A 25156-nucleotide genomic window follows, 5' to 3' on the forward strand; every position below is an offset into this window, starting at 1 on the left:
ATGGCCCATATCGAGCTCAAGAACATCACCAAGAAATTCGGCGGCCACACCGCGCTGACCAGCCTCAATCTCGACATTGCGGACGGCGAGTTCTTCGTGCTGCTCGGCGAAACCGGCGCCGGCAAGACGACGACGCTGCGCCTGATCGCCGGGCTCGACAAGCCGACCGAGGGCCAGGTGTTCATCGACGGCGTCGACGTCGCCGACTGGGGCGCTGCCGAACGCGACGTCGCGCTGGTACTGCAGCAATATTCGCTCTATCCGCGCTACACGGTGCGCGAGAATCTCGAATTCCCGCTGAAGCCGAAGATCCGCCGGCTGCCGGATGCGGAGATCAAGGATCGTGTCGCGCGCGCTGCTCGCACGCTCAGGATCGAGCATCTGCTCGACCGCAAGACCGACCGGCTTTCCGGTGGCGAGATGCAGCGCGTCTCGATCGGCCGCGCCATCGTGCGCAAGCCGCGCGTCTTCCTGATGGACGAGCCGCTGTCGGCGCTCGACGCCAAGCTGCGCGAGGCGCTGCGCACAGAATTGAAGAACCTGCAGATGCAGCTTGGCGCCACGTTCCTGTTCGTCACGCATGACCAGATCGAGGCCATGTCGATGGGCGACAAGGTCGGCGTGCTCAACCATGGCCGCATCGTCCAGACCGGCACGCCGCATGAGATCTACAACAATCCGCGCGACACCTATGTCGCGAGCTTCGTCGGCTCGCCGCCGATGAACCTCATCGACGGCAAGCTGGTCAACGACCGCGCGGTGATGGCGCCGGTGAATTTCGAGCTGCCGCTTTCAACTGGGGCAAAGAGTTTTGGCGGGGGCAGGACGAGCGGCGCGACCGACGGTCGGCCGCTCGTCTTCGGCATCCGCCCGGAGGATGTCCATCTGGAGAGCGGCGCGCCGGTGGAAGCGCGCGTCCATGATGTCGAGAACCATGGCGTGGAAAAGATCCTGACGCTCAGGGTCGGCGACACGATGCTGCGCGCCACCGTCCCGGCCAGGACCGACGTTTCGATCGAACAGGCCGTGCGCTTTGCCTGGAATCCCGACAAGGTGGTGCTGTTCGACAAGGGCAGCGGCGTCAGTCTGCGGCATGCGGGATAGCAGACTTCGCCTGCCTCCTTATCGCGCCGCGCCCGACCAGGCCGAGAGCCGGCGGGCCTGGCTGACGGGTCAATCGCCTCTGACCATCTCAGCCATCCACCATCATGCGATGATCGAGGCCACCGGCCTCCTTGGCGAAAACGGCAAGGCCGGCCCATATCCGAAGCGCATCACAATATCCGGCCTGCGGGTCTCCCCAACAATCCCCGCCAGGTCGGCGCGCAGGCGAGCGACCTCGACAGGCTGGTTGATGAAGGCGAGCTTAAGTCCCAGGCTCGTCGCGGCCAAAGCGAAGCGCTGGCACGCCTGGCCGACCCTGATCCAGTGGTCGTGGTCCGGCCGCTCGGCAAAGAAGATCGCCACCCCTGCCGACGAGTCGATCTGACGAGCGTATTTCTCATTCTCCTGGGCGGCGCTGAACAGCCGGTCCAGGGCGATCCGGCCAAGGCTGGTCGGCAGCACCGGGCTGCCGCTCGCGGCTGAGAAGAGCCCATCGCCTCGAGCCATTGCGCTGCGCGGGTTGAAGCGGATCCACTGCTTCAGCTCATGCATGAATGCGGGGTCGTTCATCTGGTCTTCATTGCCGGCGAGGACGAGATCCCGCACCTGCTTCATCCGCCCCTGATCGGTGACAAGCGCCAGGCTCACACCCGGTATCGCGGCTGCGCGCTCAAGTTCGGCTAGATCCGCGGCAGGGGTGGCGCGGGCATCATATTCGGCACGTGTCGATTGGCGTTTCGGAATGGCGTCGGCCAACGGGTCCGCTTTCGCCTCGCCCATGAGGTAGTCGTAACGGATTCCGTTGCCGTCGGCCGTGAGCGAAGCCTCGCCGGTTCGGCCAGTCGCCGCCGCGGCCAGCATGAGATTGGCCGCGGCGCATCCCAGGCTGACATAGAGATGATGATCGTCAGGGTCGACGACCGGGGTCCGCCTCTGAAGGTCAGGCCGGATCTCGATCGCTTGCCCTTCAAGCTGGAACCGCCAGGGCTGCGTATTATGGCTATTGGCCGCCAAGGTTGCGTAACGGACGATGGCCTCAAGATCGGGCGTCAGGCGGTCACGCAATCCGGCGGCGAAGGCCTCATACTGGGCCATGGACCCGACGGCCGATCGCCAACCGGCAACACCGGTGCCCGCCGTGACAAGCGCGGCGCCTGCGCCCACGAGCATCGTTCGCCTGTTCATCGTGCCCTCTCGAATAAACTCGCAGGCAAGATAGCGGCGGCTCGGGAATAGCCCTTGATCTCAATCAAGGCCTTTGATCGACCCGCCGCCTAGGCGGCGCGACCGTCGAACTCGAACACTTCGATGCTGGCGACGTCGACGTCGTCGAGGCAGTTGATATTGATATAGGCCGTGCGTTCGCCGCTTTCGCCGACATCCTCGGCGAAGGGGTGGATTCCGCAGGTCCGGCAGAAGCGATGCGCGATTTGAGCCTTGCCGAAGGTGTAGCGGCCGAGGTCGTCGCCCCAGGCGACCAGACTGAGCTTCTCATGCGGCACGGCCCACAGCAGCGCGCCCTTGCGCGCGCAGATCGAGCAGTTGCAGCGCACCGCGCCGCCGATCTCACCCTTGACCTCGAATGCCACCTTGCCGCAGTGGCAACTGCCTTTGTACAGCATCAGCATCTTCCCATCGCTGGCAGGGTGCAAAGGCACGCTTGCCGGGTTATCTCTTTGCCGGCCAACATCAGGCCGCGCGTTTAAAAGACGTTGCAACTTTGCAAGGCCCGACATCGAAAATGCAATCCGTCCGCGACCGTCTCGAAACCATCCTGTCACGTCTTGCCAGTCGCTCGGCCGAGGAGCGGGTCTACACGAAGGTCTATACCGAGGCGGCGCAGGCAGCCGCCGATGCGTCAGATGCCCGCCGCAAAGCCGGCGTCAGCCTTGGCCCGCTCGACGGGCGTATCGTCTCGATCAAGGACCTGTTCGACGTCGCCGGCGAGCCGACCACGGCGGGCTCGTTGATCCGCGCCGAAGCGGCACCTGCCGTGCGAGATGCGGCGATCGTGCAAAGGCTGCGCCAGGCCGGCGCCGTTATCCTCGGCAAGACCAACATGACCGAATTCGCCTTCACCGCGGTCGGCGACAATCTGCGTTACGGCACGCCGGGCAATGCCGCCGATACGAGCCTGATTCCAGGCGGCTCGTCATCGGGGGCGGGCGTTGCGGTCGGCGAGGGCACGAGCGATATCTCGATCGGTTCGGACACCGGCGGCTCAGTGCGCATCCCGGCCTCGCTCAACGGCGTCGTCGGCTTCAAGCCGACGGCGCGGCGCGTGCCTTTGGCCGGCGCTTTTCCGCTGTCGATGACGCTGGATTCGATCGGCCCGCTTGCCCGCAGCGTCGCCGATTGCGCGATCGCCGATGCGATCATGGCCGCAGATGAGCCGGCGGCCCTTCAGCCGGTCCCGCTGGCGGCCTTGCGCATCGGCATTCCGCGCGGCGTTCTGTTCGACGAAACGCAAGCCGAGGTCGCCGAAGCTTTCGAGGCTTGCATCGACAGGATCGGTCAGGCCGGCGCCCGCGTCGCCGATTTGCCCATCGACGATCTCATCGCCGAGATGCGGGCGGCGACCAGACGCGGCACGATCGCCTCAATGGAAGGCGCCGAAGTGCATGCCGACTGGCTGGCGAGCGGCGCCTCCGTGCCGGTCGATCCGCATGTCACCGGTCCGTTGTCGCGCGCGCTGGCGGTTCCCGCTTCGGCCTATATCCGCACGATCCGCCGTCGCGGCGAGCTTGCGGCGGCGATGGCGGAACGGCTGGACGTTGTAGATGTCCTGGCATTGCCGACCGTGCCGATGGTCGCGCCTTCCATTGCCGCCATGGCCGGCGACGAGGCATTGCGCGACAGGACCGAAGGGCTGCTCTTGCGCAACACGCAGGTCGCCAACCAGTTCGACCTCTGCGCGATCTCGCTGCCGATGCCGGGCACCAAGCTACCGGCCGGGCTGATGCTGGCGGGCAGGCACGGGGATGATCGCCGTTTGCTGGCGATTGCAGCGGCAGTGGAGGCGCTGCTTAGCCGTTGATAGGCGCGCTTCGAACCGAGGCAAATTGGGATCAGGAAAATTACCGTTGCGTTCCTTCGCGCCCCGCCGGCGTCTCCGGTCTGCATCGTCGCAATGGTCTCGGCGAATTAATCGCCAGCTGGAAAACGTCGCCGGTAGTGCTCGATCACTTCCGGATTGCGCAGGTTGACGGGCAATTTGCCGGCAAGCACCAGCAGCGCCTCGCCGGCCGCGCCGACGCCCATGCGCATCATCGATTCCTCGGTGATCCCGGCCATATGCGGGGTGACGATGACATTGTCGAAGCCGAAATAGGGATGGTTGGGCGGCAGCGGCTGCGTTGAAAAGACGTCGAGCGCGGCGCCGCCGATGCGGCCATCCCGCAAGGCTTCGATCAGCGCCTCGTCGTCGACCACCGGACCGCGCGAGACGTTGATCAGCAGCGCGCCGGGCTTCATGCGTGCGATGCGCTCGCGGCTGATCAGGCCGCGCGTCTCCTCGGTCAGCGGGCAGCAGAGCACGATGATGTCGCTCTGCTCGACCAGCGCGTCGATCGACAGGAAGCCAACGCGCTCGGGCGCTGGGCGCAGGCTGCGCGTCGTTGCCACGACATTGAGGTCGAAACCGTGCGCGGCGATATGGCCGACGGCCTGTCCGACCGCGCCGAGGCCGACAATGCCGATCGTCTTGCCGGCAAGCTCGCTGGTCGAATTGGCGTGCTCGCGCCCGGCAAGCCAGCCCTTGGCGCGCAGGTCGCGGTCCATCACACGGAAGCGCCGCAATAGGGCAAGCGCGGTGAACATCACATGCTCGGCCACCGAGCGGGCATTGACCGCGGGCACGTTCGCGACCAGCACGCCGGCGGCGGTCGCCGCCTCGACCGGGATCATGTCCAGCCCGGCGCCGTGGCGGATCGCGGCGCGCAAATTCGAAGCACCCGCAAACAGTTCGGGCGGCAGCGGCGCGCGCACGATGACGATGTCGGCGTCGCGGGCCTCATTGGTCAATGTCTTTGGATCGAGCGCGGAAGCGACGACCAGCCGCCCGGCTCCGGCCAGCATGGCCGTGGCGCGGGGATGCAGCGGATGCGTCGACAGGATCTTGCGCATTGCACTCAGACCTTCTCGAGCGCCGCGCTTTTCGGTTCTATCCCATGGCCTTCGATGATCCCTTTCCAGTAGCTCTCGGCGCCCTGCAAATGGGCGCTCATCAGAGCCTGGGCGAGATTGCCGTCGCGGCGAAGCAGCGCCTCGTAGATCTGGATGTGTTCGGCATGCGAGCGCACTGAGCGTTCGGGATCATTGAAATAGATCGGCAGGCGTTGCTCGCCCATCAGGTAATAGACGCTGCAGATGTTATGGAAGACGCTGTTCTTGGTGGCGCGCACGATCTCGAGGTGGAACTCGCGGTCCTCCTTGGCGAGGCCCTCGCCGGCGGCGATGCGCTCTTCGGAGGCTTTCAGGATCTCGCGCAGGCGTTCGAAGTTTTCTTCCGTTGCGCGCGAGCAGGCAAGCTCGGCTGCCTTGATCTCGTGGATCTTGCGCAGTTCTACCGTCTCATAAATCTGCACCGGATCGAGCGGCAGGCCGGCGCGGGCGAACAGCGCCAGCGCTTCGACGCTCGCCTGCTTGGTGTCGATATAGATGCCGGACTTGGCGCGCCGCTCGACGATGCGCATGGCTTCGAGGATGGCGAGCGCCTCGCGGATCTGGCCGCGGCTGACGGCGAAATGTTCCGCCAGCTCGCGTTCCGACGGCGTGCGGCCGGACTCCTTGTCCGAGTTGGAGAAGAGATAGGCGGCGAGTTCCGCGAGAAGGTTCTTTTCTTTCATCGTCAAATACGTTGCGCGTGCGCCTCCAGGAATCGCTCGGAGATGGTGAAACCCAATCCAGGCTTTTCAGGGATCGCTATCATACCGTCCTTCGCTTCGACAGTCTCCTCGACCAGGTCGTGGATCATCGGATTGGCGCCGAGCGAATATTCGATGATGAAGGAGGCGGGCGAGGCGGCGCACACATGCAGCCCGGCGAAGAAGCAGGGCGCACCGGCCCACAGATGCGGCGCGAAACGCAGGTTGAAGGCGCTGGCGATGGTGCCGATCTTCATCGCCTCGCTGATGCCGCCGCAGAACGCCGGATCCGGCTGGAAGATGTCGGCCGATTTCAGCACCGCCAGGTCGCGGAAAGCGTAGCGCGTCGCCTCGCTCTCGCCGGTGGCGATCGGCGTCGAGCCCGAGGCGCGCACTTCGGCCATGCCCGGCTTGTCGTCGGCGATCACCGGTTCCTCGAACCAGGCGAGGTCGAGATCGGCGGTGAGCTGGATGAAGCGCTTGGCCTCGGCGACGGTGTAGGTGCCGTGCGCGTCGACCATCAGATCGACGTCAGGACCGATTGCCTGCCTTGCGGCGCGCACGCGCGCGGCCGAAAGATGGGGCGCGCCGTCCATGGCGCCGACGCGCATCTTCAGCGCCTTGAAGCCGCCCTTGGCGATGTAGGATTTCAACTGCTCGCCGATGGCGTCGGGCGAGGCCCAGCCGCCCGAAGCGTAGGCCTGCATGCGCTCGACCTTGCGGCCGCCGAGCAGGCGCCATACCGGCTGCCCGAGCGACTTGCCGAGGATATCCCACAGCGCGATGTCGACGGCGCTGATCGCCGCCACGCTCATGCCGCGCCGCGCCAGCTGCGGCATGGCATGGCCGGCATGCGCCGCCGTCTCGTGCCGCACGCCGTTGTAGAGCATTTCCCAGATGATGCCGATGTCGGCGGGATCGCGGCCGATGAGCTGCGGACCGATCTCGTGGTTAAGCATATGGACGAGCGCGCCATAGCTGCCGGCGCTGCCGGCGGCGTTCTTGCCTTCGCCCCAGCCGACCAGGCCGTCGTCGGTCTCGATGCGCAGAATGGCGGCGTCGAACGTCGTCACCTGCCCGAAGTCGCTGCGATGCTGCCTCGCGACTTCGATCGGGACACGGACCCACCAGGCCTGAACGCTTTTGATGCGCATGTTTTCCCTTCGGCCCCTCCGCCCGCCAGGCGGAAGGGACAAGCTTTGATCGGAGGTCTACTTGATCAGCGGCAGCAGCGTTTCGGCGGTGATGCGCATCTGGTCGGTGTAGAATTTCTCCGTAAGCACGCTGGAGCCGTGGTCCTGGATGAATTTGAGCTGCTCGGGCGAGATGTCGACCGGATTGCGCTCGACCATCTCCGGATAGGGCGCGGCCGGCGTGCGGTCGACGGGCGCGACGAATTCGTTGGTCAGCGCGCCGTCATAGCCGACTTCCTTCAGCGTGCGCACGATCTTCGGCCAGTCGATCTGGCCAAGGCCGGCGGCGAAGCGGTTGTTGTCGGCGACATGGAAGTCGAACAGGCGCTTGCCAACCTGACGGATCGCGTCATAGACGTTAAATTCCTCCATGTGGATGTGGTAGGCGTCGAGGCAGACGCCGCATTCGGGGCTCACCGCATCGGCGAGCGCGAGCGCCTGGGCGCCGCGATTGAAGAGATAGGTCTCGAAGCGGTTGAGCGGTTCGATGGCGATCCGAACGCCGACCTTCTTGGCATGGGTGAAGCACTCGCGCGTGGCGTCGACCACCCAGCCCCATTCCTCCGCCTCGGTGCCGTCCGGCACCACCTTGCCGACGGTCGCGGGCACCAGCGTGATGATCTCGCCGTCGAGCTCGCTCACCATGGTGAGCACGTCCTTGACATATTGGACGGACCGCTCGCGCTGGCCCTGGTTCTTGGCGGCGAGGTTGCGTTCGCCGAGCATCAACGTCACCGAACCCCAGCAGCGGATGCCATACTCCTTCAGGAGCGCGCGCGTCTCGTTGGTCTTGTACTGCTCGGGCTCGCCGGAAATCTCGATCGATTCGTAGCCGAACTTCTTGATGCGCTTCAGCGTCACCTCCAGCGGCTCCGCCCGCATCCAATTGTGCGTCGAAAGATGCATGGTCTATCCTTCCCAGAATTCGCCTGTCACATTTTACCCCGCGACGCCTCGAACAGAGGCGGCCGCACGTTTCCTCCCCAAGGCGTTGCCAGGTTTTCCTCGAAACTGGTTCGACCAATTGGGCCTGGCATGACGTCTACAGCAAATTTTCACGCGCGGCAAGAAGTGGGCAGAGGAAGCCGGACGCGTCTGACAATGCTATGATTTAATAAGATAATTTCACATTTCCAATTGCGGGTCAGCGGCTTCTTCCAGCTTTTCAGGCGCTTGACCGAACTACGGGATTTGGTAATACCAGAATGACATGGCGTTCAGATGCCGCCAGGACTGACCAAACAGGCTGGCCCTCGCTCCAATTGGCGCTATGCTTGGTCACGAAAACAAGAGAGGGAGGATGCCGATGCCGACGACGATGAAGGGTCCCGGCCTGTTTCTGGCGCAGTTCGCGGGCGATGCCGCACCGTTCAATTCGCTGGCTTCGATCACTAAATGGGCGGCCGGGCTCGGCTACAAGGGCGTGCAGATCCCGACCTGGGACGGACGCCTGTTCGACCTCGCGAAGGCGGCCTCGTCGAAAGCCTATTGCGACGAGGTGAAAGGCATCTGCGCGGACGCCGGCGTCGAGATCACGGAACTGTCGACGCATCTGCAAGGGCAACTGGTGGCGGTGCATCCCGCCTACGACGCGCAGATGGATGGCTTCGCGCCGCCATCGGTGCACAACAATCCCAAGGCGCGCCAGCAATGGGCCGTCGAACAGATGAAGTTCGGCGCCAAGGCGTCGCGCAATCTCGGGCTGAACGCCTCGGTGTCGTTCACCGGCTCGCTGGCCTTCCCTTACCTCTATCCGTTCCCGCAGCGGCCGGCCGGACTGATCGAGGAAGCCTTCGGTGAGCTCGGCAAACGCTGGAAGCCGATCCTCGACGTCTATGAGGACAATGGCGTCGATGTCGGCTACGAGATCCATCCTTCCGAGGACGTGTTCGACGGTGCAACCTTCGAGATGTTCCTCGACGCGGTCGGCGGCCACAAGCGCTGCAACATCAACTACGACCCGTCGCATTTCCTGCTGCAGCAGCTCGACTATCTCGAGTTCATCGACATCTACCACGAGCGGATCAAGGCCTTCCACGTCAAGGACGCCGAGTTCAACCCGACCGGGCGGCAGGGCGTCTATTCCGGCTACCAGGGCTGGGTGAACCGGGCTGGCCGCTTCCGCTCGCTGGGCGACGGGCAGGTCGATTTCAGCGGCATCTTCTCCAAGCTCACCCAGTACAATTACGATTCCTGGGCGGTGCTGGAATGGGAATGCTGCCTCAAGCATCCCGAGGACGGCGCAGCCGAAGGCGCGCCCTTCATCCAGCACCATATCATCCGGGTGACCGAGAAGGCTTTCGACGATTTCGCCGCCGGCACGACCGACAAGAAGCTGCTGCGGGCGATGATGGGGATTTGACACTTGCCTTTCCCTCCCCCTTGAGGGGAGGGTGGCCCGAAGGGCCGGGAGGGGTCGGTTCATGCCGAGCTTCACGCCGGGCGACCCCACCCGATCCGCTGCGCGGATCGACCTCCCCTCGAGGGGGAGGTGACAACCTAGAGGAGAGGACGAGAAATGGTCGGCGCATCGAAGTCGGAAACGGGAGGCGGCCCGATCCGCTATGGCATGGTTGGCGGCGGGCAGGGCGCCTTCATCGGCGCGGTGCATCGCATCGCGGCTCGCATGGACAATGATTTCGTGCTGGTCGCCGGTGCGCTGTCGTCGAACCCGGAACGGGCGAAGGCTTCCGCCGCCGAACTGGGGCTCGATCCGTCACGCAGCTACAGCTCCTATGCGGAGATGGCCAAGGCCGAAGCCAAGCGTCCCGACGGCATCGAGGCGGTGGCGATCGTCACGCCCAACAATGTGCATGTCCCGGCGGCCAAGGCCTTCCTCGAGGCAGGCATCCACGTCATCTGCGACAAGCCGCTGGCGACGTCGCTCGCCGAGGCGAAGAAGCTTGCGGCGCTGGTCGAGAAGACCGGGAAGGTGTTCGTGCTTACCCACAATTACACCGCCTATCCGATGATCCGGCAGGCGCGCGAGATGGTGGCCAAGGGCCAGCTCGGCGACATCCGCATCGTGCAGTCGGAATATCCGCAGGACTGGCTGACCGAGGACCTCGCCGCCACCGGCCAGAAGCAGGCCTCGTGGCGCTCCGATCCCAAGCAGGCGGGCGCCGGCGGCGCGCTGGGCGACATCGGCACGCATGCCTACAACCTCGCGCGCTTCGTATCGGGGCTGGAGCTGGATTCGCTGTCGGCCGACCTCGACGCCTTCGTGCCGGGCCGCCAGCTCGACGACAATGTCAACGTCATGCTGCGCTTCAAGCCGGTCGGCAACAAGCATCCGGCCAAGGGCATGATCTGGGCCAGCCAGGTGGCGCCCGGCCATGAGAACGGGCTGAAGCTGCGCATCTACGGCTCGAAGGGCGGGCTGGAGTGGGTGCAGGCCGACCCGAACTATCTCTGGTACACGCCGTTCGGCCAACCGAAGCAGCTGCTCACCCGGGCCGGCGCCGGCGCGATGCCGGTCGCGGCGCGCGTCAGCCGCGTGCCGTCCGGCCATCCGGAAGGCTATCTGGAAGGTTTTGCCAACATCTACCAGGAGGCCGCCCGCGCAATTCGGGCAGCGCGCCGGAAGGGCGGCAAACCGGGCAAGGATGTGGTCTTCCCGACGATCGCGGACGGCGTCGAAGGCATGGCCTTCATCGAGGCCTGCGTGAAGTCGTCGAAGAAGAATGGGGCGTGGACGAAGCTATAGGGGTGCCGATATTCAGGTGAGGCCGGCCTGCGAACGGCGGCTTCCTGCGCTTCCGGTGCTCACGTACTTTAAGTACGCTCCGCTCCGGTTCTCGGAAGCCACCGTTCTCGACTCGGCCTGACCTGAATCTCATCACCCCTTGATCGAAGGTGATGAGGGGAGGGGGTGTCGATGAAAATCGGCATGTGCATGTTCTTGTGGACCACCAGCGTCTCGAAGAAGCACGAGACGCTGTTGAAGGACATCAAGGCGACAGGCTTCGACGGCGTCGAGATACCGGTCTTCGCGGGCGCGCCTGACGACTACAAGAAACTCGGCGAGATGCTCGACCGCATCGGCCTGGAGCGTACCGCGGTCTCGGCCATGGGCGATCCGGCGATGAACCTGATCTCGCCGGATGCCGCGACGCGCAAGGCCGGCATCGACTACATGAAATGGGCGATCGACTGCAGTGCGGCGCTCGGCGCCAACACGCTGAGCGGGCCGCTGCATTCGACGCTTGGCGCCTTTTCCGGCAGCGGGCCGACTTCTGCCGAGAAGAAGCGCTCGGTCGCCTCGCAGCGCGCCATCGGCGACCATGCCGGCAAGAAGGGTGTGACCATCGGGCTGGAAGCGCTCAACCGCTTCGAATGCTATCTGGTCAACACCATGGCCGACCTGTCCGAGCATATCGACGCGATCGATCGGCCCCACATCAAGGCAATGTATGACACGTTCCACGCCAATATCGAGGAGGCCGATCCGATCGGCGCCTATACGAAGCATCGCCGCAATATCGTCCATGTTCACATTTCGGAGAACGACCGCGGCGTGCCGGGGCGCGGCAACATTCCATGGAAGGAGACTTTCTCCGCCATCCGCAAAAGCGGCTATGACGACTGGCTGACGATCGAGTCATTCGGACGCTCGCTGAAGGATTTGGCTGCGGCGACCAAGGTGTGGCGCGATTTCGCGGAGAGCCCGGAGGCGGTTTATCGCGAGGGGTATAGGCATATCAGGGATGGGTGGAAGGCTGCCGCGTAGGCGCCTCTCCGTTCGTCATCCACGGGCGGAGCGGCAGCGAAGCGGACGCGGAGACCCGAGGATCCCTTCCGTGACGTCGACGCTCCGCGACAATGCAGAATTCTGCACCGCTGCATTCTACGGCTCAGGGAACGGAATGGATCCTCGGGTCAAGCCCGAGGATGACGAAGGTAGGGCTACCCCTACTCAGCCTGCAGCCGGTTGTAGTCATGCAGCGTGCGGCTGAGCCTTCGACGCAGGAAGTTCGAGATGTTGTCGAAGATGAAGACGACGAGCAGCGTCAAAAGCACCATGTAGAAGACGTTGGCCCAGTTCGAATTGGTGCGCATCGCTTCCCACAGTTTCAGGCCGATGCCGCCGGCGCCGACGGCGCCGATGATGGTGGCGCCGCGGGTGTTCGATTCCCACTGGTAAAGCGTCTGGCTGATGAAGACCGGCACCACCTCCGGCAGAACGCCGTAGCGTTGCACCAAAATCTCGTTGGCCCCGGTCGAGAGCACGCCTTCGCGCGGCTTGTCGTCGATGTTCTCCAGCGCCTCGGAATAGGTTTTGCCCAACGTGCCGATCTCGGTGAAGAAGATCGCGGCGCTGCCGGCCAGCGGTCCGGGGCCGAAGGCGCGGGTGAAGAACAGCGCCCAGATCAGCATGTCGACCGAGCGCATGAAATCGAAGAAGCGCTTCAGCACCTGGCTCAGAACGCCGCTCGGCGTGATGTTGCGGGCGGCGAAGAAGGCGAGCGGGAAGGCGACGATGCCGCCGAGCAGCGTGCCGAGGAACGCCATGACGATGGTCTGCAAGAGCTTCGTCCAGACATCGCCGTGCTGCCACTGGGCGTTGTTCCAGAAATTGTCGGCGGCCAAAGCGAGGTTCGAGGTGCCGGGCTTGAGTTCCGGCCCGGAGACGATCAGCGAGATGACTTCGCTATAGGGTTTGCCGAAGAAGGGCGAGCGCGTATCGAAGACGAAATTCGCCCAACCGAGAAAGCGTTTTCGCACCTTGACGCGGTCCACGGTGACGCGCACCTCGCCGGCAAAGCCCAGCTTGGCGACGATCTCGTCGTCATGGACGGTCACCCAGTCGGGTACCGGACCTGTGATCACAGGCTTGCCGCCAGTCAGCGATATCGGCACGGTCACGCCGTTGGCCGTGATCGCCGCTTTGGTCTTGTCGAAGGTGGCGGATTTGGCGTCGCCGTCGATCTGGACGGTGTAAGTGCCGTCGGGATTCTTGATCACCCAATCGGGATCGGGGTTCTCGCCAAGCGCCGAGAAGCGCGGATATTTCGGCGTGATCTCGGGCTGGTCGAGACGGAATTCCGGCTGCAGGTCGTAGCTGATCCATTGCGACAGGAAGAGCGGCAGGCGCTCCCAGTGCGACTCGCGCAGCACCTGCGGCAGGCTGAAGAACCAAAAGGCGTAGCCAAGATAGAGCACCGTGCCCGCGACCAGCAGCAGCGGCCAGAAGCGCTTGTAGGCCGGCCGCTGGAAGATCTGCGGGTGGCGGTTTTCGATGGCGCTGATTTCGTCGGCGGTCATGGCCATAGGTCACCTTTTAGGTTGACCATGATCTTGTCCGAAAACCGGCGTCCACTTTTCGGGATCATGGTCTAGGCGCTCATCAGGAAAGCCTGCTCGCCGACGAGCTTGCGGCGCAGCCAGGCGGAGAACTGGTCGACAAGGATGATGGTGACGAAGAGCAGGAGCACCAGCGCCAGCGTCTTGGCGCCGAAGCCGCGCGAGATGGCAAGCTTCAGCTCCTCGCCAATGCCGCCGCCGCCGACCGCGCCCATGATGGTCGAGATGCGCACATTGATCTCGATCCGGAGCAGCGTATAGGACATGAAATTGGGCAGCACCTGAGGCAGGTCGGCGAAGCGCACGCGCTCGAACCAGTTGGCGCCGACCGCGCGCAGGCCCTCTTCCGGGCGCATGTCGATGTTCTCGTTGATCTCGTAGAAGAGCTTGCCCAGCGCGCCGATCGAATGCAGGCCGATGGCGATGATTGCCGCGACCGGGCCGATCGAGACGATCGCCGCGAACAGGCCGGCAATGACGATCTCGGGAAAGGCGCGCAGCAGTTCCATGAAGCGCTTGACGACGAGCCGCAGGATCGGGCTCGGCGTCAGGTTGCGCGCGGCGATGAAGGAGAAAGGTACGGCGAAGACGAAGCCGATGAAGGTCGAGACCAGCGCCACGTTCACCGTCGTCAGCATCAGCTCGAAATATTCGGGAATGTAGAAGCCGCCCCAGATGTAGACTCGGCCGAGCGGGAAGTTGAACTCCTGCGTGCCCTTGTCGCTGGGCGAGGCGATGTCGAACAGCGCCCGCCAGACATCGTTCCAGTCCTTCGGAATCAGCCAGCTCAGGAAATCGAGGATATGCGGCAGGCGGTCGAAGAAGTGGCCGGCATTGGCCTCGTCGGCGAACCACATGGTCGCGAACATGGCGACAAGCAGCAGGCCGACGCCAAGCGCGGTGTAGAAGCGGCGCAGCGACGTCTGGCGCCGCCAGGCATCTGCCTGCTGGCGGGTGGCGTCGGAATGGATCGTTGTCGAAAGGGTCATGATTGTGAATGCAAAAAGGGCGGCGTTTTTTTGCGACGCCGCCCTTTTCCTGATGCCGTCAGCCGCCGATGGCGGCTTTGCGGGCCTCGACGATGACGTTGTAGAAGTCCGGCTTCACGGGCACGTAGCCGGTGAAATCGCCGCCTTCGACGCCTTCGAAGCAGGCCTTGTCCTTGGCCGGCAGCGCGGTGAAGAAGGCGGTGAGCTTGGCGGTCATGTCGTCGCCCAGCGCGGTGCGGACAACCAGCGGACCGTTCGGGATCAGGCCCGAGCGCCACACTTCGACGAAGTCGTTCGGATCGACGGCGCCCTTGGCGACTTCCTTGTGGAAGGTGCCCGAGGTGTAGCCGTTCTTGAAGTCGCCGATGCCGGAGGAATCATCCACCGCAACGTCGACCTTGCCGTCGCGCACGGCCAGGATGTTGTTCTCGTGGCCGCCGTTGAACTGGGTCGAGGCGAAGTAGGTCTCGTTGGAAGCGCCGGTGTCCTTCGGAATCTGGGTCAGCGGGATCAGGTAACCCGAGGTCGAATCCGGATCGGCATAGCCGAGCTTCTTGCCCTTGGCCGACTTGATGTCGGTGATGCCGGAGGTCTTCAGCGCCAGGCCGACCGAATAATAGCCGGTCGAGCCGTCGGTCTGCTTGGTGGTGAGGATCGGGGTGACCGCCTTCGGGTCCTTCAGATAGACGCTGGCGTAGCCGGACGCGCCGAGCTCGGCGAAATCAAGCGTGCCGCCGAGCAGGCCCTGGATGACACCATCATAGTCGGCGGCCGGGAACAGCGAAACCTTCTCGAAGCCGAATTCCGACTTCAGGTGGTCGGCGAGGCACTGATAGTTGCGCAGACGGTCGGTCTCATTCTCGCCGCCGAGGATGCCGACGCGGAATTCCTTGATGTCAGCGGCGTGCGCGGCGCTGGCCGCCATGGCGAGCAGCGAAACCGCTCCAAAAACCATCTTCCTGAACATTTGCTCTCTCTCCTTTTGTTCCGGCTGCGCGCCGGCGGCGTTCTGATTTTTCAAGTCTTGCCTTTGACGCTGGCGGGCGATCCGGGTTGCTCTGCCGAAATCCAAGATTTGCCCAGACCGACGGGGGTCGGGGCGATGGACTCAGTAGCCGGGAAAGGCGGGTTCGAGCGGTCCGGCGGATGCGGTGATCTTCGGCCTGATGGTCACGCTGGTCGACGTGATGGCCTCGGAGATCTCGGCGCCGCTGGCGTCGGCGCCGTAGACGATGCGCACGGCGTCGCGGTCGAGGTCTTGCGGGGCGCCGTCGAAGACGACCTTGCCGGCGGCCATGCCGATGATGCGGCCGCAATAGGCGCGGGCGGTGTCCAGCGTGTGCAGATTGGTGACGACTGTGATGCCTTCGCGCAGATTGATGTCGCGCAGCGAATCCATCACCACCTTGGCGTTGAGCGGGTCGAGCGAGGCGATCGGCTCGTCGGCCAGAAGCACCTTCGGCTGCTGCATCATGGCGCGGGCGATCGCGACACGCTGCTGCTGGCCGCCGGACAGCGTGCCGGCCGGCTGCAACGCGGTGCGGGCGATGTCGAGGCGCTCGAGCGCGGCCACCGCCTCGGCGCATTCGGTGCGCGTGAACATGCCGAGCAGGTTGGAAACCGTCGAGCGATGGTTGAGGCGGCCGAGCAGCACGTTGGTCAAGACGTCGAGGCGCGGCACGAGGTTGAACTGCTGGAAGATCATGGCGCAGTCGCGCTGCCAGCGGCGCAGCGGCGAGCCCTGCAGGCTGGAGACCTCGGCGCCGTCAAAAAAAATCGATCCCTGGCTGGGATCGATGAGACGATTGATCATGCGCAGCAGCGTGGACTTGCCGGCGCCGGAGCGGCCGATGATACCGACCATCTGACCGCGCGGGATCGAGATGTTGATGTCGCTGACAGCGGTGTTCTTGCCAAATCGTCGGGTTACGCCGCGGATTTCGAGCGTGGCCGATGATGCTGACATACCAAGACTCCAGTCCGTCGCGGTTTTGCAGGCCTATTAGCCCTCGCTAGCGCAGGCGGATGAAGCTGGGGTGTCGGATTGATGTCAGTTTTGTTACGAGTCACAGGCTTGGCGGGGAATGCTGGTCTGTGTCGCTGCTCGGCGTCAGCCAAGCACCAGCAATTCCTCGAAATGCTTCATGTCCTTGAAGCTGCAGAAGGCAGGAGCCTTCAGCTCGATCACCGGAGCCTCGCGCTCGAAGAACGACAAGCAGTCATCGAACAATTCCTGCCAGGCCGCGGCCCGCTCGTCGGCGAGGCGGCGGAGCTGATAGGCAAAGGTGATGTGGAAGACATAGGTGTCGTGGTCCGGATGGCGGTAGCCGAACGGCACAGACAGCGCATCGCGCCAGGCTTTCAGGATCCGGCGATCCTGTTCGGTCGCGCCGGCGACGGTGAGGCCCGTCGGCACGACTTCGGCAATTTTGATCTTGAAGGGACCGTGGCCCTCGAAGCCTTGCAGGCGCTCGAGATAGAGGCGGGTCATATCGTCGATGCTGGTGTCGAGCGGCACGTCCGACGACCAGTAGGGAAGGCGGCGGCGGTATTCGATGATGCCCTGGAAGAGCGTCATATGCAGGCTGGAGATCGGCGTGAAGGCGAGCCGATCGGCATCCGGCATGGCCCGCATCCGCTCACGCACCTCGACAATGGCTGCTTGCGAAAGCGAGCCTTCGACTAGATGGCAGACGATGGTGTTGCCGGGTTCAGGGAGGAAGTTGCCCGACGCGTCGTAACGGGTGCCGAGATGGCTAGGCGGCGTCGGATTGGTGCCTTCGAAAAATCCGGCGAGCGAAGGTCTGACGGTGTCGAGCATGGCGATCTCCTGGGGAGACCGGCTCTTGTCCGAGTCATGTGTCAAGGGTGTGAATGGTGAATGGTGATTGGTGATTGGTGATTGGTGATTGGTGATTGGTGAGTAAGAGGGCTTCGTTGCCATTCACTATTGACCATTCACCATTCACCGAAATCAGCCGCCATGTTTTTCAAGAAACGCCTCCGCCGACAGCTCGCGAAAATCGTCGAGCGCGGCGCGCAGTGTTGCATGGTCCCAGTGCCACCAGGCAAGAGCCTGGTAGCGCTCGGCGGTGCGGCGGTCGAAGCGCTCGCGGATCGGTTTCGCCGGCACACCGCCGACGATGGTGTAGGGCGCGACATCCTTCGTCACCACCGCGCCGGCGCCGACCGCTGCGCCGTCGCCGACGGTGACGCCGGGCAGGATGGTCGAGCCGTGGCCGAGCCAGGTGTCGTGGCCGATGGTGACGTGTTTGGCGCGGCGCTGCGCGAAAAACTCGCTTTCATGCTCGGCGTCGTCCCAATAGTCCGAGGCGCGGTAGGTGAAGTGGTGCAGCGTCGGCCGCGAGACCGGATGGTTCGTGGCGTTGATGCGCACGCTTGCCGCGATGTTGGAGAACTTGCCGATGGTGGCGCACCAGACGGCGCAGTCCTGCATCATGTAGGAATAGTCGCCGAGCTCGGATTCGGCGACGCGGCTGCGCTCGGCGATCTCGGTCCAGCGGCCGAGCGTCGAGTTTTCGACCTGCGCCGTCGGATGGATCAGCGGCGTCTCCGACAGCTTCTTCATGCGGCGATCTTTCCGGCGGCGAAGGCGGTGACGTCGATGACGCGATCGGCGACCGCGTCGCGTACGTCGAGGTCGTGGAAAATGCCGAGCAGCGCAACGCCCGCCGCCTTCTTGGCGGCGATGAGCTCGACCACGACATCGCGATTGCGGGCGTCAAGCGAAGCGGTCGGCTCGTCGAGCAACAGGATCGGATGCTCGGTGATGAAGCCGCGCGCGATGTTGACGCGCTGCTGCTCGCCGCCCGAGAAGGTCGCCGGCGGCAGCGCCCAGAGCTTTTCGGGCAGGTTGAGCTGCGCAAGCAAGGAGCGAGCCTTCGCCCGCGCGGTCTCGCGATCCCCGCCGCGCTCGACCAGCGGCTCGGCGACGACGTCGAGCGCGGAAACGCGCGGCACGGTGCGCAGGAACTGGCTGACATAGCCGATCGTGTGGCGGCGCACGGAAAGCACGGTGCGCGGGCTGGCGGAGGCGAGGTCGATCAGCCCGCCCCTATGCTGGACGATGATCTGGCCCTCGTCGACGGCATAGTTGCCGTAGAGCATCTTCAGGATCGAGCTTTTTCCGGCACCCGACGGACCGCCGAGCACGGCGCATTCGCCGGCGCGGATCGAGAAGGAGACGCCCGCCACCACCGGCAGCGTGACGCCGTCGCGCAGATGCATGGTGAAGCTCTTCGCGACATCGGAAACGACGAGCGGCGTAGCCATCCTCACACCTGCAAAATCGAGGAAACGAGCAATTGCGTATAAGGCGCGCGCGGATCGTCGAGCACGCGGTCGGTGAGGCCGCTTTCGACGACGCGGCCGTCCTTCATCACCATCATACGTTGCGACAGAAGCCGCGCCACGGCGAGGTCATGGGTGACGACGATCGCCGCCAGCCCAAGATCGGTGACCAGCCCGCGCAACAGGTCGAGCAGGCGCGCCTGGACCGAGACGTCGAGGCCGCCGGTCGGCTCATCCATGAAGACGAGCCGTGGCCCGGTCACCAGGTTGCGGGCGATCTGCAGGCGCTGGCGCATGCCGCCGGAAAAGGCGCGCGGCTCGTCGTCGATGCGGTCCTCGTCGATCTCGACGCGCGACAGCCAGTCGACGGCGGTGGCGCGGATCCTGCCATAGTGGCGGTCGCCGACCGCCATCAGCCTTTCGCCGACATTGGCGCCGGCCGACACCGTCATGCGCAGCCCGTCCGCCGGGTTCTGGTGGACGAAGCCCCAGTCGGTGCGCATCAGGAAGCGGCGTTCGGCCTCGCTCATGCGGTAGAGCTCGCGCCATTGGCCGTCGCGCATCCGGTAGCTGGCGGTGCCGGAGGAGGGCAGCAGCCGGGTCGACAGGCAGTTGAGCAGCGTCGTCTTGCCGGAACCGGACTCGCCGACGACAGCCAGCACCTCGCCCGGCCAGAGGTCGAAGGTGACGTTCTCGCAGCCGACGCGCGAGCCGTAGAATTTGGACAGCGCTGAAACGCGCAGCAGCGGTTCGTCGGTCATTCGGCCTCCTTACCCTCCCCTTGTGGGGAGGGTCGGCGCGCAGCGCCGGGGTGGGGGTTGAAGAAAGAGAAGATTGGCCGTTCCCCCCACCCGCGCCTTCGGCGCGACCTCCCCACGAGGGGGAGGTAGGGGGCTCACGCCGTTTCTCGCAATGGTCGGTGTCCGAGCAGACGAACATGTGGCCGCCATGGTCGTCGAGGATGACCTCGTCGAGATAGACATTCTCGGCGCCGCAGAGCGCGCAGGGCTGGTCGAAGGTCTGCACTTCGAAGGGATGGTCCTCGAAATCGAGGCTGACGACCTCGGTGAAGGGCGGCACCGCATAGATGCGTTTCTCGCGGCCGGCGCCGAACAATTGCAAAGCCGGCGAACGATGCATTTTCGGATTGTCGAATTTCGGCGTCGGCGAAGGGTCCATCACATAGCGGCCCTCGACTTTGACCGGATAGGCGTAGGTGGTGGCGATGCGGCCATGCTTGGCGATGTCCTCGTAGAGCTTCACATGCATCAGGCCGTATTCCTCCAGCGCATGCATCTTGCGCGTTTCGGTCTCGCGCGGCTCGAGGAAGCGCAGCGGCTCGGGGATCGGCACCTGGAAGACCAGCACCTGGCCGGCTGTCAGAGGCTGCTCCGGAATGCGGTGGCGGGTCTGGATGATCGTCGCCTTCGCCGTCTCCGTGGTGACTTCGACCTTGGCGACCTTCTTGAAGAAGGCGCGGATCGAGACGGCGTTGGTGGTGTCGTCGGCGCCCTGGTCGATGACTTTCAGCACATCATCGGGACCGATGATCGAGGCGGTGACCTGCACGCCGCCGGTGCCCCAGCCATAAGGCATCGGCATCTCGCGCGAGGCGAAAGGCACCTGGTAGCCGGGGATGGCGATGCCCTTCAGGATGGCGCGGCGGATCATCCGCTTGGTCTGCTCGTCGAGATAGGCGAAGTTGTAGGTGGCTATGTCGGTCATGGCGATCACGTCCGCTCTGTGCTAAGGATTTGGCGCTCGAGACGCGGGAGAAGAGCCCGATGGACTCCACCGGTTGGATGCATCTTGGCGTGCTTTTGCTGGTGTTCGCCGGCGTTGCGGCTTTCGCGTTGCGGAAGATGTTTCTCCCCGCGCCAAAGGAGCCTCCGCATGGCGAGACCGTTGCCGGCGCCAGTGGTTATGGCTCGGGCGGCGGCTCTTTCGATGGCGGCGGTGGACATTCCGGTAGCGGACACTGAACTCATTCCGCCGCCTCCCGCTTTTCCTCGGCGGCCTTGTCCTCGTTTTCGCGGGCCTCATATTCGGCGCGCATGCGGCGGACCAGGCCGAGCTCGGCCTGGAAGTCGACATAGTGCGGCAGTTTCAGATGCTCGACGAAGCCGGTCGCCTGCACATTGTCGGAATGCGAGATGACGAATTCCTCGTCCTGCGCGGCGGCGACGATATCCTCGCCGAGCTCGCCGGCGCGCAGCGCCCGGTCGCATAGCGCCATCGCCATCGCCTTGCGCTCGCTCTGGCCGAAGACCAGGCCGTAACCGCGGGTGAACTGCGGCGGCGCCTTGGCCGAGCCCTTGAACTGGTTGACCATCTGGCATTCCGTGACGCGGATCGAGCCCAGCGGCACGGCGAAGGGCAGCTCCGGCACATCCAGCTCCAGCTCGACTTCGCCGATGCGGATCTCGCCGACAAAGGGATGGTTGCGGGCGTAGCCGCGCTGCGTCGAATAGCCGAGCGCCAGGAGAAAACCTTCGTCGCCGCGTGACAGCGCCTGCAGGCGGATGTCGCGCGCCATCGGGAATTGCAGCGGCTCGCGGGTGATGTCGCCGGGCACATGGTCGAGCGGCATCTCGCCATCGGCCTCGATCAGCCCTTCATGGGCGAGGATCGCGGAGACGCGGGGCATGGCCTCCGGCTCGACCGGGCGCTGCGCCGGCGTCTCGACCTCGGCGCCGGCGGCAAGCTCCGGATCGAGCAGGCGGTGGGTATAGTCGAAGGTCGGGCCGAGCACCTGGCCGCCGGGTAGGTCCTTGTAGGTGGCCGAGACACGACGCTCGACCTGCATGGCGCCGGTGTCGACCGGATTGGTGTAGCCGAAGCGCGGCAACGTGGTGCGGTAGGCGCGCACCAGGAAGATCGCCTCGATCATGTCGCCACGCGCCTGGACGACGGCCAGAGCCGCGAGCTCGCGATCATAGAGCGAGCCTTCGCTCATCACCCGGTCGACGCCGAGCGCCAGCTGCTCGACAATCTGGTCGAGGCGCAGAGCCGGCACCGAGCGGTCGCCGCGGCGGCGGTCGGCCAGCAGGCGGTGGGCATTGGCAATGGCGGCTTCGCCGCCCTTTACCGCGACATACATCTCATGCCTCCATCGACTTGACGCGGGTGGTGCGCGGCAGGCAGGCGAGGCTGCCCGGCGCCGCCAGGATGATGTCGACGCCGCGCGGAAAACGCTGGTTGTTCTGCTTCCACTGCTCGACGAAATGGCGCGGCATGCCCGGAGGCGCGATCATCGACGTCTTTTCGATGCCGGGACCTTCGAGCAGCAGCGACGGGCCCGAGGCGAGGTCGTCGACCAGGAGGATCAGCGTCGTCGAGCGGTCGGGATATTCCTGCGTGCCTTGCGCAAAGCCATCTAGCGCGGCCATCTCCTTAGGATTGGCGATCAGGGCGAAATGCGCGTCGGCAGGCGTGTTGGCCAAGGGCGCGCCGGTGTGGAAGCCGAGCCATGCCTTGACCGAAGCTTCCGCCTGCAGCGGCGGATCGAGCCAGACCGGCGTGTCGTTGTCGCAGAGCGAGAGCGCCACCGCGCCTGCCGTCGCCGACAGCGGCGCCGGCGGACGGGCGAGCAACGCCAGGTCGTGGACAGTGCCGGGGCGGGCCATCGCGTCCATGATGGCGCGGAACACGGCCTGGGCGTTAAAGACCGGCTCGGCGAAGCCGCCGTCGATCGATTGCGTGGCGATATCCATCAGTCCTCTCCGCGCACCATGGTGAAGAAATCCACTTTCGTGGCCGCCGTCTCGACCCGCTTTGTCTCGCGCGCCGCCCCAATCGCCGCGCGCAAGGGCGCGGCGAGCTTCGTCTCGACCGTTTCGCGGTGCACCGGGTCATGCCAGAGCGCGTCGGCGATCGCCGCGAGCCTGGCCTTGTCCTTGTCGCGGCCGAGCGCATAGGAATGGCCGACCTGGCCGGAGGGCAGCCGCACCGTGGCGCGGGTGACGGTCGCCTCGCCGACATTGAAGGGCGCGCCGCCGCCGCCGATCCGCCCGCGCACCGTCACCAGTCCGGTTTCCGGACCGCGCAAAAGCTCGGCCTCGGAGGGCAGACCCGACTCGTTCCACAGGCGCGCGATCTCGTCAGCTTCGGCATGCGCCAGCGTCGCCATCAAGGCTTTCCGCCCGGCCTGCTCGCGCGCTTCCTGTCCTCGCATGGCATTGCTCCTTGCATGCATAAATTTGTCTATTGATATAGACAACTATACAAATTATACCTATCTCCTAACGGGAGTCCATGACGGGTGGATGACAGGCCCGGAAAATTGCCCGGGCTGCCGAAGAAATGGTGGGCGATGAATGACCGGACTGGCGAGCAGCATTGAAAGGCGCAACGGCGTGTCGCTCTGGCGGCAGATCGCCGACCGGATCCTGCAGGGGATCGCGAGCGGCGATTTCGCCGAGAACGCGGCGCTGCCGCCCGAAGTCGCGCTGGCCGAGCGCTACGGTGTCAACCGCCACACGGTGCGCAGCGCCATCGCCGCATTGGTCCAGGAAGGCGTGCTGAAGGCCGAGCAGGGCCGTGGCACCTTCGTCCTGTCGCGCAAGCGGCTGTCCTATCCGATCGGCGCGCGCACGCGCTTCTCGACCGGCCTGCAGGGGCAGACGAGCGAGCGGCACATCGCGCTGTTGTCGTCATCGACGGAGCCGGCCAGCCGGCGCATCGCCGAGGCGCTGGGCGTCGCCAAGGGCGCTGCCGTCATCCGCCTGGAGACGCGCGGCGAGGCCGATGGTCACGCGGTGTCGCGCGCGACGACCTGGTTCGACGTCAAGCGCTTCGCCGGCATCGAGGCGGCAATGGCGGAAACGGGATCGATCACCGCCTCGCTGAAGCGCTTCGGCGTCAATGATTATCTGCGGCACTCGACGGTGCTGTCGGCACGCCATGCCGACGCCGACGACCTCGCAGCGCTGGATCTGCAGCCCGGCGCCATCGTGCTGGTTACCGTCGCCGTCAACGTCACGCTCGACGGTCAGCCGATCCAGTTCGCGGAGTCGAGGTTCCCGGCGGAGCGGGTGGAGTTGAGGTTGTCGGCTGGCGATTAGCTAGCCTTCATCCACGACGATAGCCCAATGAGGTCGTCATCCACGGGCGGAGCGACGCGAAGCGGAGCGCAGACCCGAGGATCCATTCCGTGACTCTAATCGTAGGGTGCTGCGGAGCAGAATTCTGCATCGTGGCAACACCTCAACTTCACGGAATGGATCCTCGGGTCTGCGCGCGTCGCTTCGCTCCTTGCTCCGCCCGTGGATGACGAATGGACAAGCGCTTCGGCTAATCGCAAAGGTGCGCACTCTGCCAAATCCCGCAGCGTCACGCACCGAATGTTCGTGTCGGATCGATAGCTCACGCTACCTCAATAACGGCCTTGATCAGCCCCGATTTCTCATGCGTCCATCGCGCCAGATCGCGCGGCGTTGCGGCGAGCGTGGTGCGATGGGTGACGAGCTTGCCCAACGGCACGGCGCCGTTGCGGATCGAGGCCGCGACATGCTCGAAGTCGGCCTTCAGCGCGTTGCGGCTGCCGACCAAAGTCATCTCGCGCTTGTGGAATTCGGGGTCGGAGAAGGTGATGTCGTCCTTGACGACGCTGACCAGCACCAATGTGCCGCCATGCGCGACATGGGCGAAGGCCGATTGCACCGACGCCGTGTTGCCGGTCGCGTCGAAGACGAGGTCGAACCCTTCGCCGCCGGTCGCCTGCCGCACCAGGTCGGCGGCCGATGCCTTGGAGGTGTCGAGCGGGGGAAAGCCGAGTTCCTTTTCAGCGAAGCCGAGGCGCTCGCTGCTCATGTCGAGCAGGCTGACGTCCAGCCCGGCGATGCGGGCGAAGATCGCCGTGCCGAGCCCGATCGGGCCCGCGCCGACGACTAGCGTGCGCTGGCCGGGCGTTGCGGACGATCTGCGCACGGCGTGCGCGCCGATCGCCAGGAATTCCACGGCCGCGGCGTCGGCCAGCGACAGGCCATTTGCCGGATAAAGGTTCTGCGCCGGCACCAGGATCTCGTCACACATCGCGCCGTCGCGGTGGACGCCGAGCACCTCGATCTTGACGCAGCAATTCGGCTTGCCGTGTCGGCAGGCGATGCATTGGCCGCATGAAAGATAGGGGTTGATGATGACCGGTTCGCCGACGGCAAGATCGATGCCTTCTCCCTTCTCGACGATGGTGCCGGAAACCTCATGGCCCATGATGCGCGGATAGGCGAGGAATGGGTGCTTGCCTTCGAAGATGTGATAGTCGGTGCCGCAGATGCCGACATGGCTGACGGCGACGCGCGCCCATCCGGGCTGCGGCGCCCCGGGCGCTGCGCGGTCTTCGAGGACAAGCTCGCCGGGCGAGCGGCAAACGACGGCTTTCATGTCGCAAATC

At 64.9% G+C, this 25156-nt stretch carries 25 protein-coding genes and 1 pseudogene; 7 read left to right on the plus strand and 19 right to left on the minus strand.

What is annotated here, in order from left to right; translation table 11 throughout:
• Complete coding sequence (locus EJ069_RS30670; protein ID WP_126064305.1) at positions 1-1104, plus strand: ABC transporter ATP-binding protein; 1104 nt, start codon at positions 1-3, stop codon at positions 1102-1104.
• Positions 1105-1206: 102 nt separating this feature from the next.
• Here EJ069_RS30670 and EJ069_RS30675 read toward each other — a convergent pair whose 3' ends face one another.
• Entirely contained in the window at positions 1207-2289 is a 1083-nt protein-coding gene (locus EJ069_RS30675; RefSeq protein WP_126064306.1) for a nitroreductase family protein, read from the minus strand.
• 89 nt (positions 2290-2378) lie between these two features.
• Entirely contained in the window at positions 2379-2726 is a 348-nt protein-coding gene (locus EJ069_RS30680) for a GFA family protein (protein ID WP_126064307.1), read from the minus strand.
• Between the two features lie 119 nt (positions 2727-2845).
• Here EJ069_RS30680 and EJ069_RS30685 point away from each other — a divergent pair, with 119 nt between their 5' ends.
• Positions 2846-4141 carry an amidase gene (locus EJ069_RS30685; protein ID WP_126064308.1) on the plus strand — a complete coding sequence of 432 codons (1296 nt, stop codon included), beginning with the start codon at positions 2846-2848 and terminating at the stop codon, positions 4139-4141.
• A 107-nt stretch (positions 4142-4248) separates the two neighbouring features.
• Here EJ069_RS30685 and EJ069_RS30690 read toward each other — a convergent pair whose 3' ends face one another.
• From EJ069_RS30690 to EJ069_RS30705, 4 genes are read right to left on the minus strand one after another with little or no spacing between them, the layout of a single operon-like run.
• A complete protein-coding gene (locus tag EJ069_RS30690; protein ID WP_126064309.1) occupies positions 4249-5229 on the minus strand; it encodes a hydroxyacid dehydrogenase in 981 nt (326 codons plus the stop codon).
• A gap of 5 nt (positions 5230-5234) precedes the next feature.
• Positions 5235-5951, minus strand: a complete 717-nt coding sequence (locus EJ069_RS30695) for a FadR/GntR family transcriptional regulator (RefSeq protein ID WP_126064310.1) — start codon at positions 5949-5951, stop codon at positions 5235-5237.
• Between the two features lie 2 nt (positions 5952-5953).
• The gene (locus EJ069_RS30700) at positions 5954-7123 is read right to left on the minus strand and encodes a mandelate racemase/muconate lactonizing enzyme family protein (protein WP_126064311.1); all 1170 of its coding nucleotides are present in this window, start codon (positions 7121-7123) and stop codon (positions 5954-5956) included.
• A gap of 57 nt (positions 7124-7180) precedes the next feature.
• A complete protein-coding gene (locus tag EJ069_RS30705) occupies positions 7181-8068 on the minus strand; it encodes a sugar phosphate isomerase/epimerase (protein WP_126064312.1) in 888 nt (295 codons plus the stop codon).
• Positions 8069-8468: 400 nt separating this feature from the next.
• Between EJ069_RS30705 and EJ069_RS30710 the strand changes: the two genes are divergently transcribed.
• The 3 genes from EJ069_RS30710 (at position 8469) to EJ069_RS30720 (ending at position 11891) form a co-directional block, all read left to right on the plus strand.
• Complete coding sequence (locus tag EJ069_RS30710) at positions 8469-9524, plus strand: sugar phosphate isomerase/epimerase (protein WP_126064313.1); 1056 nt, start codon at positions 8469-8471, stop codon at positions 9522-9524.
• A gap of 156 nt (positions 9525-9680) precedes the next feature.
• Positions 9681-10868 carry a Gfo/Idh/MocA family oxidoreductase gene (locus tag EJ069_RS30715; protein WP_126064314.1) on the plus strand — a complete coding sequence of 396 codons (1188 nt, stop codon included), beginning with the start codon at positions 9681-9683 and terminating at the stop codon, positions 10866-10868.
• Positions 10869-11039: 171 nt separating this feature from the next.
• A complete protein-coding gene (locus EJ069_RS30720) occupies positions 11040-11891 on the plus strand; it encodes a sugar phosphate isomerase/epimerase (protein ID WP_126064315.1) in 852 nt (283 codons plus the stop codon).
• A 182-nt stretch (positions 11892-12073) separates the two neighbouring features.
• On the opposite strand, the gene phnE (EJ069_RS30725) is transcribed toward EJ069_RS30720, so the two are convergent.
• The 9 genes and pseudogenes from phnE (EJ069_RS30725) to EJ069_RS30765 all read right to left on the minus strand — a co-directional run.
• Positions 12074-13432, minus strand: a complete 1359-nt coding sequence (gene phnE, locus EJ069_RS30725; RefSeq protein ID WP_126064316.1) for a phosphonate ABC transporter, permease protein PhnE — start codon at positions 13430-13432, stop codon at positions 12074-12076.
• 65 nt (positions 13433-13497) lie between these two features.
• Positions 13498-14454 carry a phosphonate ABC transporter, permease protein PhnE gene (gene phnE, locus EJ069_RS30730; protein WP_126064317.1) on the minus strand — a complete coding sequence of 319 codons (957 nt, stop codon included), beginning with the start codon at positions 14452-14454 and terminating at the stop codon, positions 13498-13500.
• 58 nt (positions 14455-14512) lie between these two features.
• A complete protein-coding gene (gene phnD, locus EJ069_RS30735) occupies positions 14513-15421 on the minus strand; it encodes a phosphonate ABC transporter substrate-binding protein (protein WP_126064318.1) in 909 nt (302 codons plus the stop codon).
• Positions 15422-15562: 141 nt separating this feature from the next.
• The gene (gene phnC / locus EJ069_RS30740) at positions 15563-16420 is read right to left on the minus strand and encodes a phosphonate ABC transporter ATP-binding protein (RefSeq protein WP_126064319.1); all 858 of its coding nucleotides are present in this window, start codon (positions 16418-16420) and stop codon (positions 15563-15565) included.
• Between the two features lie 144 nt (positions 16421-16564).
• Positions 16565-17275 carry a DUF1868 domain-containing protein gene (locus EJ069_RS30745; RefSeq protein ID WP_126064924.1) on the minus strand — a complete coding sequence of 237 codons (711 nt, stop codon included), beginning with the start codon at positions 17273-17275 and terminating at the stop codon, positions 16565-16567.
• 153 nt (positions 17276-17428) lie between these two features.
• Positions 17429-18043: a DapH/DapD/GlmU-related protein gene (locus tag EJ069_RS30750; RefSeq protein WP_126064320.1), complete on the minus strand. Its 615-nt coding sequence runs from the start codon at positions 18041-18043 to the stop codon at positions 17429-17431.
• Positions 18040-18747 (minus strand): phosphonate C-P lyase system protein PhnL, encoded by a 708-nt coding sequence (gene phnL, locus EJ069_RS30755; RefSeq protein ID WP_126064321.1) that lies wholly within the window; start codon positions 18745-18747, stop codon positions 18040-18042. Before phnL ends, EJ069_RS30750 begins: the two co-directional genes overlap by 4 nt.
• Before the next feature lie 2 nt (positions 18748-18749).
• The gene (gene phnK / locus EJ069_RS30760) at positions 18750-19526 is read right to left on the minus strand and encodes a phosphonate C-P lyase system protein PhnK (protein WP_042640728.1); all 777 of its coding nucleotides are present in this window, start codon (positions 19524-19526) and stop codon (positions 18750-18752) included.
• A 133-nt stretch (positions 19527-19659) separates the two neighbouring features.
• A pseudogene (locus EJ069_RS30765) lies at positions 19660-20490 on the minus strand (alpha-D-ribose 1-methylphosphonate 5-phosphate C-P-lyase PhnJ); the annotation flags it as partial.
• Between the two features lie 59 nt (positions 20491-20549).
• Here EJ069_RS30765 and EJ069_RS30770 point away from each other — a divergent pair.
• The gene (locus EJ069_RS30770; protein ID WP_126064322.1) at positions 20550-20747 is read left to right on the plus strand and encodes a hypothetical protein; all 198 of its coding nucleotides are present in this window, start codon (positions 20550-20552) and stop codon (positions 20745-20747) included.
• A 2-nt stretch (positions 20748-20749) separates the two neighbouring features.
• On the opposite strand, the gene EJ069_RS30775 is transcribed toward EJ069_RS30770, so the two are convergent.
• From EJ069_RS30775 to phnG, 3 genes are read right to left on the minus strand one after another with little or no spacing between them, the layout of a single operon-like run.
• The gene (locus EJ069_RS30775; protein WP_126064323.1) at positions 20750-21865 is read right to left on the minus strand and encodes a carbon-phosphorus lyase complex subunit PhnI; all 1116 of its coding nucleotides are present in this window, start codon (positions 21863-21865) and stop codon (positions 20750-20752) included.
• Position 21866: 1 nt separating this feature from the next.
• On the minus strand, positions 21867-22478 hold the full coding sequence (gene phnH / locus EJ069_RS30780; RefSeq protein ID WP_126064324.1) for a phosphonate C-P lyase system protein PhnH: 612 nt from the start codon (positions 22476-22478) through the stop codon (positions 21867-21869).
• Positions 22478-22939, minus strand: a complete 462-nt coding sequence (gene phnG, locus EJ069_RS30785) for a phosphonate C-P lyase system protein PhnG (protein WP_126064325.1) — start codon at positions 22937-22939, stop codon at positions 22478-22480. The genes phnH and phnG overlap by 1 nt, the downstream gene beginning before the upstream one ends.
• 142 nt (positions 22940-23081) lie before the next feature.
• Between phnG and phnF the strand changes: the two genes are divergently transcribed.
• Positions 23082-23828, plus strand: a complete 747-nt coding sequence (phnF, locus tag EJ069_RS30790) for a phosphonate metabolism transcriptional regulator PhnF (RefSeq protein ID WP_126064326.1) — start codon at positions 23082-23084, stop codon at positions 23826-23828.
• A 301-nt stretch (positions 23829-24129) separates the two neighbouring features.
• Here the strand turns inward: phnF and EJ069_RS30795 are convergent, their stop codons facing one another.
• Positions 24130-25146 (minus strand): zinc-binding alcohol dehydrogenase family protein, encoded by a 1017-nt coding sequence (locus EJ069_RS30795; protein ID WP_126064327.1) that lies wholly within the window; start codon positions 25144-25146, stop codon positions 24130-24132.
• Positions 25147-25156 lie beyond the last annotated feature (10 nt).

It is taken from the genome of Mesorhizobium sp. M2A.F.Ca.ET.043.05.1.1, from assembly GCF_003952445.1.
Lineage (GTDB): Bacteria > Pseudomonadota > Alphaproteobacteria > Rhizobiales > Rhizobiaceae > Mesorhizobium.

What these genes read in the sequence shown, in the direction of transcription:
- EJ069_RS30715 (WP_126064314.1), top strand. Translation starts at nt 9,681, where the DNA reads ATGGTCGGCGCATCGAAGTCGGAAACGGGAGGCGGCCCGATCCGCTAT.
- EJ069_RS30695 (WP_126064310.1), bottom strand. Translation starts at nt 5,951, where the DNA reads ATGAAAGAAAAGAACCTTCTCGCGGAACTCGCCGCCTATCTCTTCTCC.
- phnE (WP_126064316.1), bottom strand. Translation starts at nt 13,432, where the DNA reads ATGGCCATGACCGCCGACGAAATCAGCGCCATCGAAAACCGCCACCCG.
- EJ069_RS30770 (WP_126064322.1), top strand. Translation starts at nt 20,550, where the DNA reads ATGGACTCCACCGGTTGGATGCATCTTGGCGTGCTTTTGCTGGTGTTC.
- phnK (WP_042640728.1), bottom strand. Translation starts at nt 19,526, where the DNA reads ATGACCGACGAACCGCTGCTGCGCGTTTCAGCGCTGTCCAAATTCTAC.
- phnD (WP_126064318.1), bottom strand. Translation starts at nt 15,421, where the DNA reads ATGTTCAGGAAGATGGTTTTTGGAGCGGTTTCGCTGCTCGCCATGGCG.
- EJ069_RS30745 (WP_126064924.1), bottom strand. Translation starts at nt 17,275, where the DNA reads ATGCTCGACACCGTCAGACCTTCGCTCGCCGGATTTTTCGAAGGCACC.
- EJ069_RS30670 (WP_126064305.1), top strand. Translation starts at nt 1, where the DNA reads ATGGCCCATATCGAGCTCAAGAACATCACCAAGAAATTCGGCGGCCAC.
- EJ069_RS30680 (WP_126064307.1), bottom strand. Translation starts at nt 2,726, where the DNA reads ATGCTGTACAAAGGCAGTTGCCACTGCGGCAAGGTGGCATTCGAGGTC.
- phnH (WP_126064324.1), bottom strand. Translation starts at nt 22,478, where the DNA reads ATGGATATCGCCACGCAATCGATCGACGGCGGCTTCGCCGAGCCGGTC.
- EJ069_RS30700 (WP_126064311.1), bottom strand. Translation starts at nt 7,123, where the DNA reads ATGCGCATCAAAAGCGTTCAGGCCTGGTGGGTCCGTGTCCCGATCGAA.
- EJ069_RS30705 (WP_126064312.1), bottom strand. Translation starts at nt 8,068, where the DNA reads ATGCATCTTTCGACGCACAATTGGATGCGGGCGGAGCCGCTGGAGGTG.
- EJ069_RS30750 (WP_126064320.1), bottom strand. Translation starts at nt 18,043, where the DNA reads ATGAAGAAGCTGTCGGAGACGCCGCTGATCCATCCGACGGCGCAGGTC.
- phnL (WP_126064321.1), bottom strand. Translation starts at nt 18,747, where the DNA reads ATGGCTACGCCGCTCGTCGTTTCCGATGTCGCGAAGAGCTTCACCATG.
- EJ069_RS30685 (WP_126064308.1), top strand. Translation starts at nt 2,846, where the DNA reads ATGCAATCCGTCCGCGACCGTCTCGAAACCATCCTGTCACGTCTTGCC.
- EJ069_RS30690 (WP_126064309.1), bottom strand. Translation starts at nt 5,229, where the DNA reads ATGCGCAAGATCCTGTCGACGCATCCGCTGCATCCCCGCGCCACGGCC.
- phnC (WP_126064319.1), bottom strand. Translation starts at nt 16,420, where the DNA reads ATGTCAGCATCATCGGCCACGCTCGAAATCCGCGGCGTAACCCGACGA.
- EJ069_RS30775 (WP_126064323.1), bottom strand. Translation starts at nt 21,865, where the DNA reads ATGTATGTCGCGGTAAAGGGCGGCGAAGCCGCCATTGCCAATGCCCAC.
- EJ069_RS30720 (WP_126064315.1), top strand. Translation starts at nt 11,040, where the DNA reads ATGAAAATCGGCATGTGCATGTTCTTGTGGACCACCAGCGTCTCGAAG.
- phnF (WP_126064326.1), top strand. Translation starts at nt 23,082, where the DNA reads ATGACCGGACTGGCGAGCAGCATTGAAAGGCGCAACGGCGTGTCGCTC.
- EJ069_RS30710 (WP_126064313.1), top strand. Translation starts at nt 8,469, where the DNA reads ATGCCGACGACGATGAAGGGTCCCGGCCTGTTTCTGGCGCAGTTCGCG.
- EJ069_RS30795 (WP_126064327.1), bottom strand. Translation starts at nt 25,146, where the DNA reads ATGAAAGCCGTCGTTTGCCGCTCGCCCGGCGAGCTTGTCCTCGAAGAC.
- phnE (WP_126064317.1), bottom strand. Translation starts at nt 14,454, where the DNA reads ATGACCCTTTCGACAACGATCCATTCCGACGCCACCCGCCAGCAGGCA.
- phnG (WP_126064325.1), bottom strand. Translation starts at nt 22,939, where the DNA reads ATGCGAGGACAGGAAGCGCGCGAGCAGGCCGGGCGGAAAGCCTTGATG.
- EJ069_RS30675 (WP_126064306.1), bottom strand. Translation starts at nt 2,289, where the DNA reads ATGAACAGGCGAACGATGCTCGTGGGCGCAGGCGCCGCGCTTGTCACG.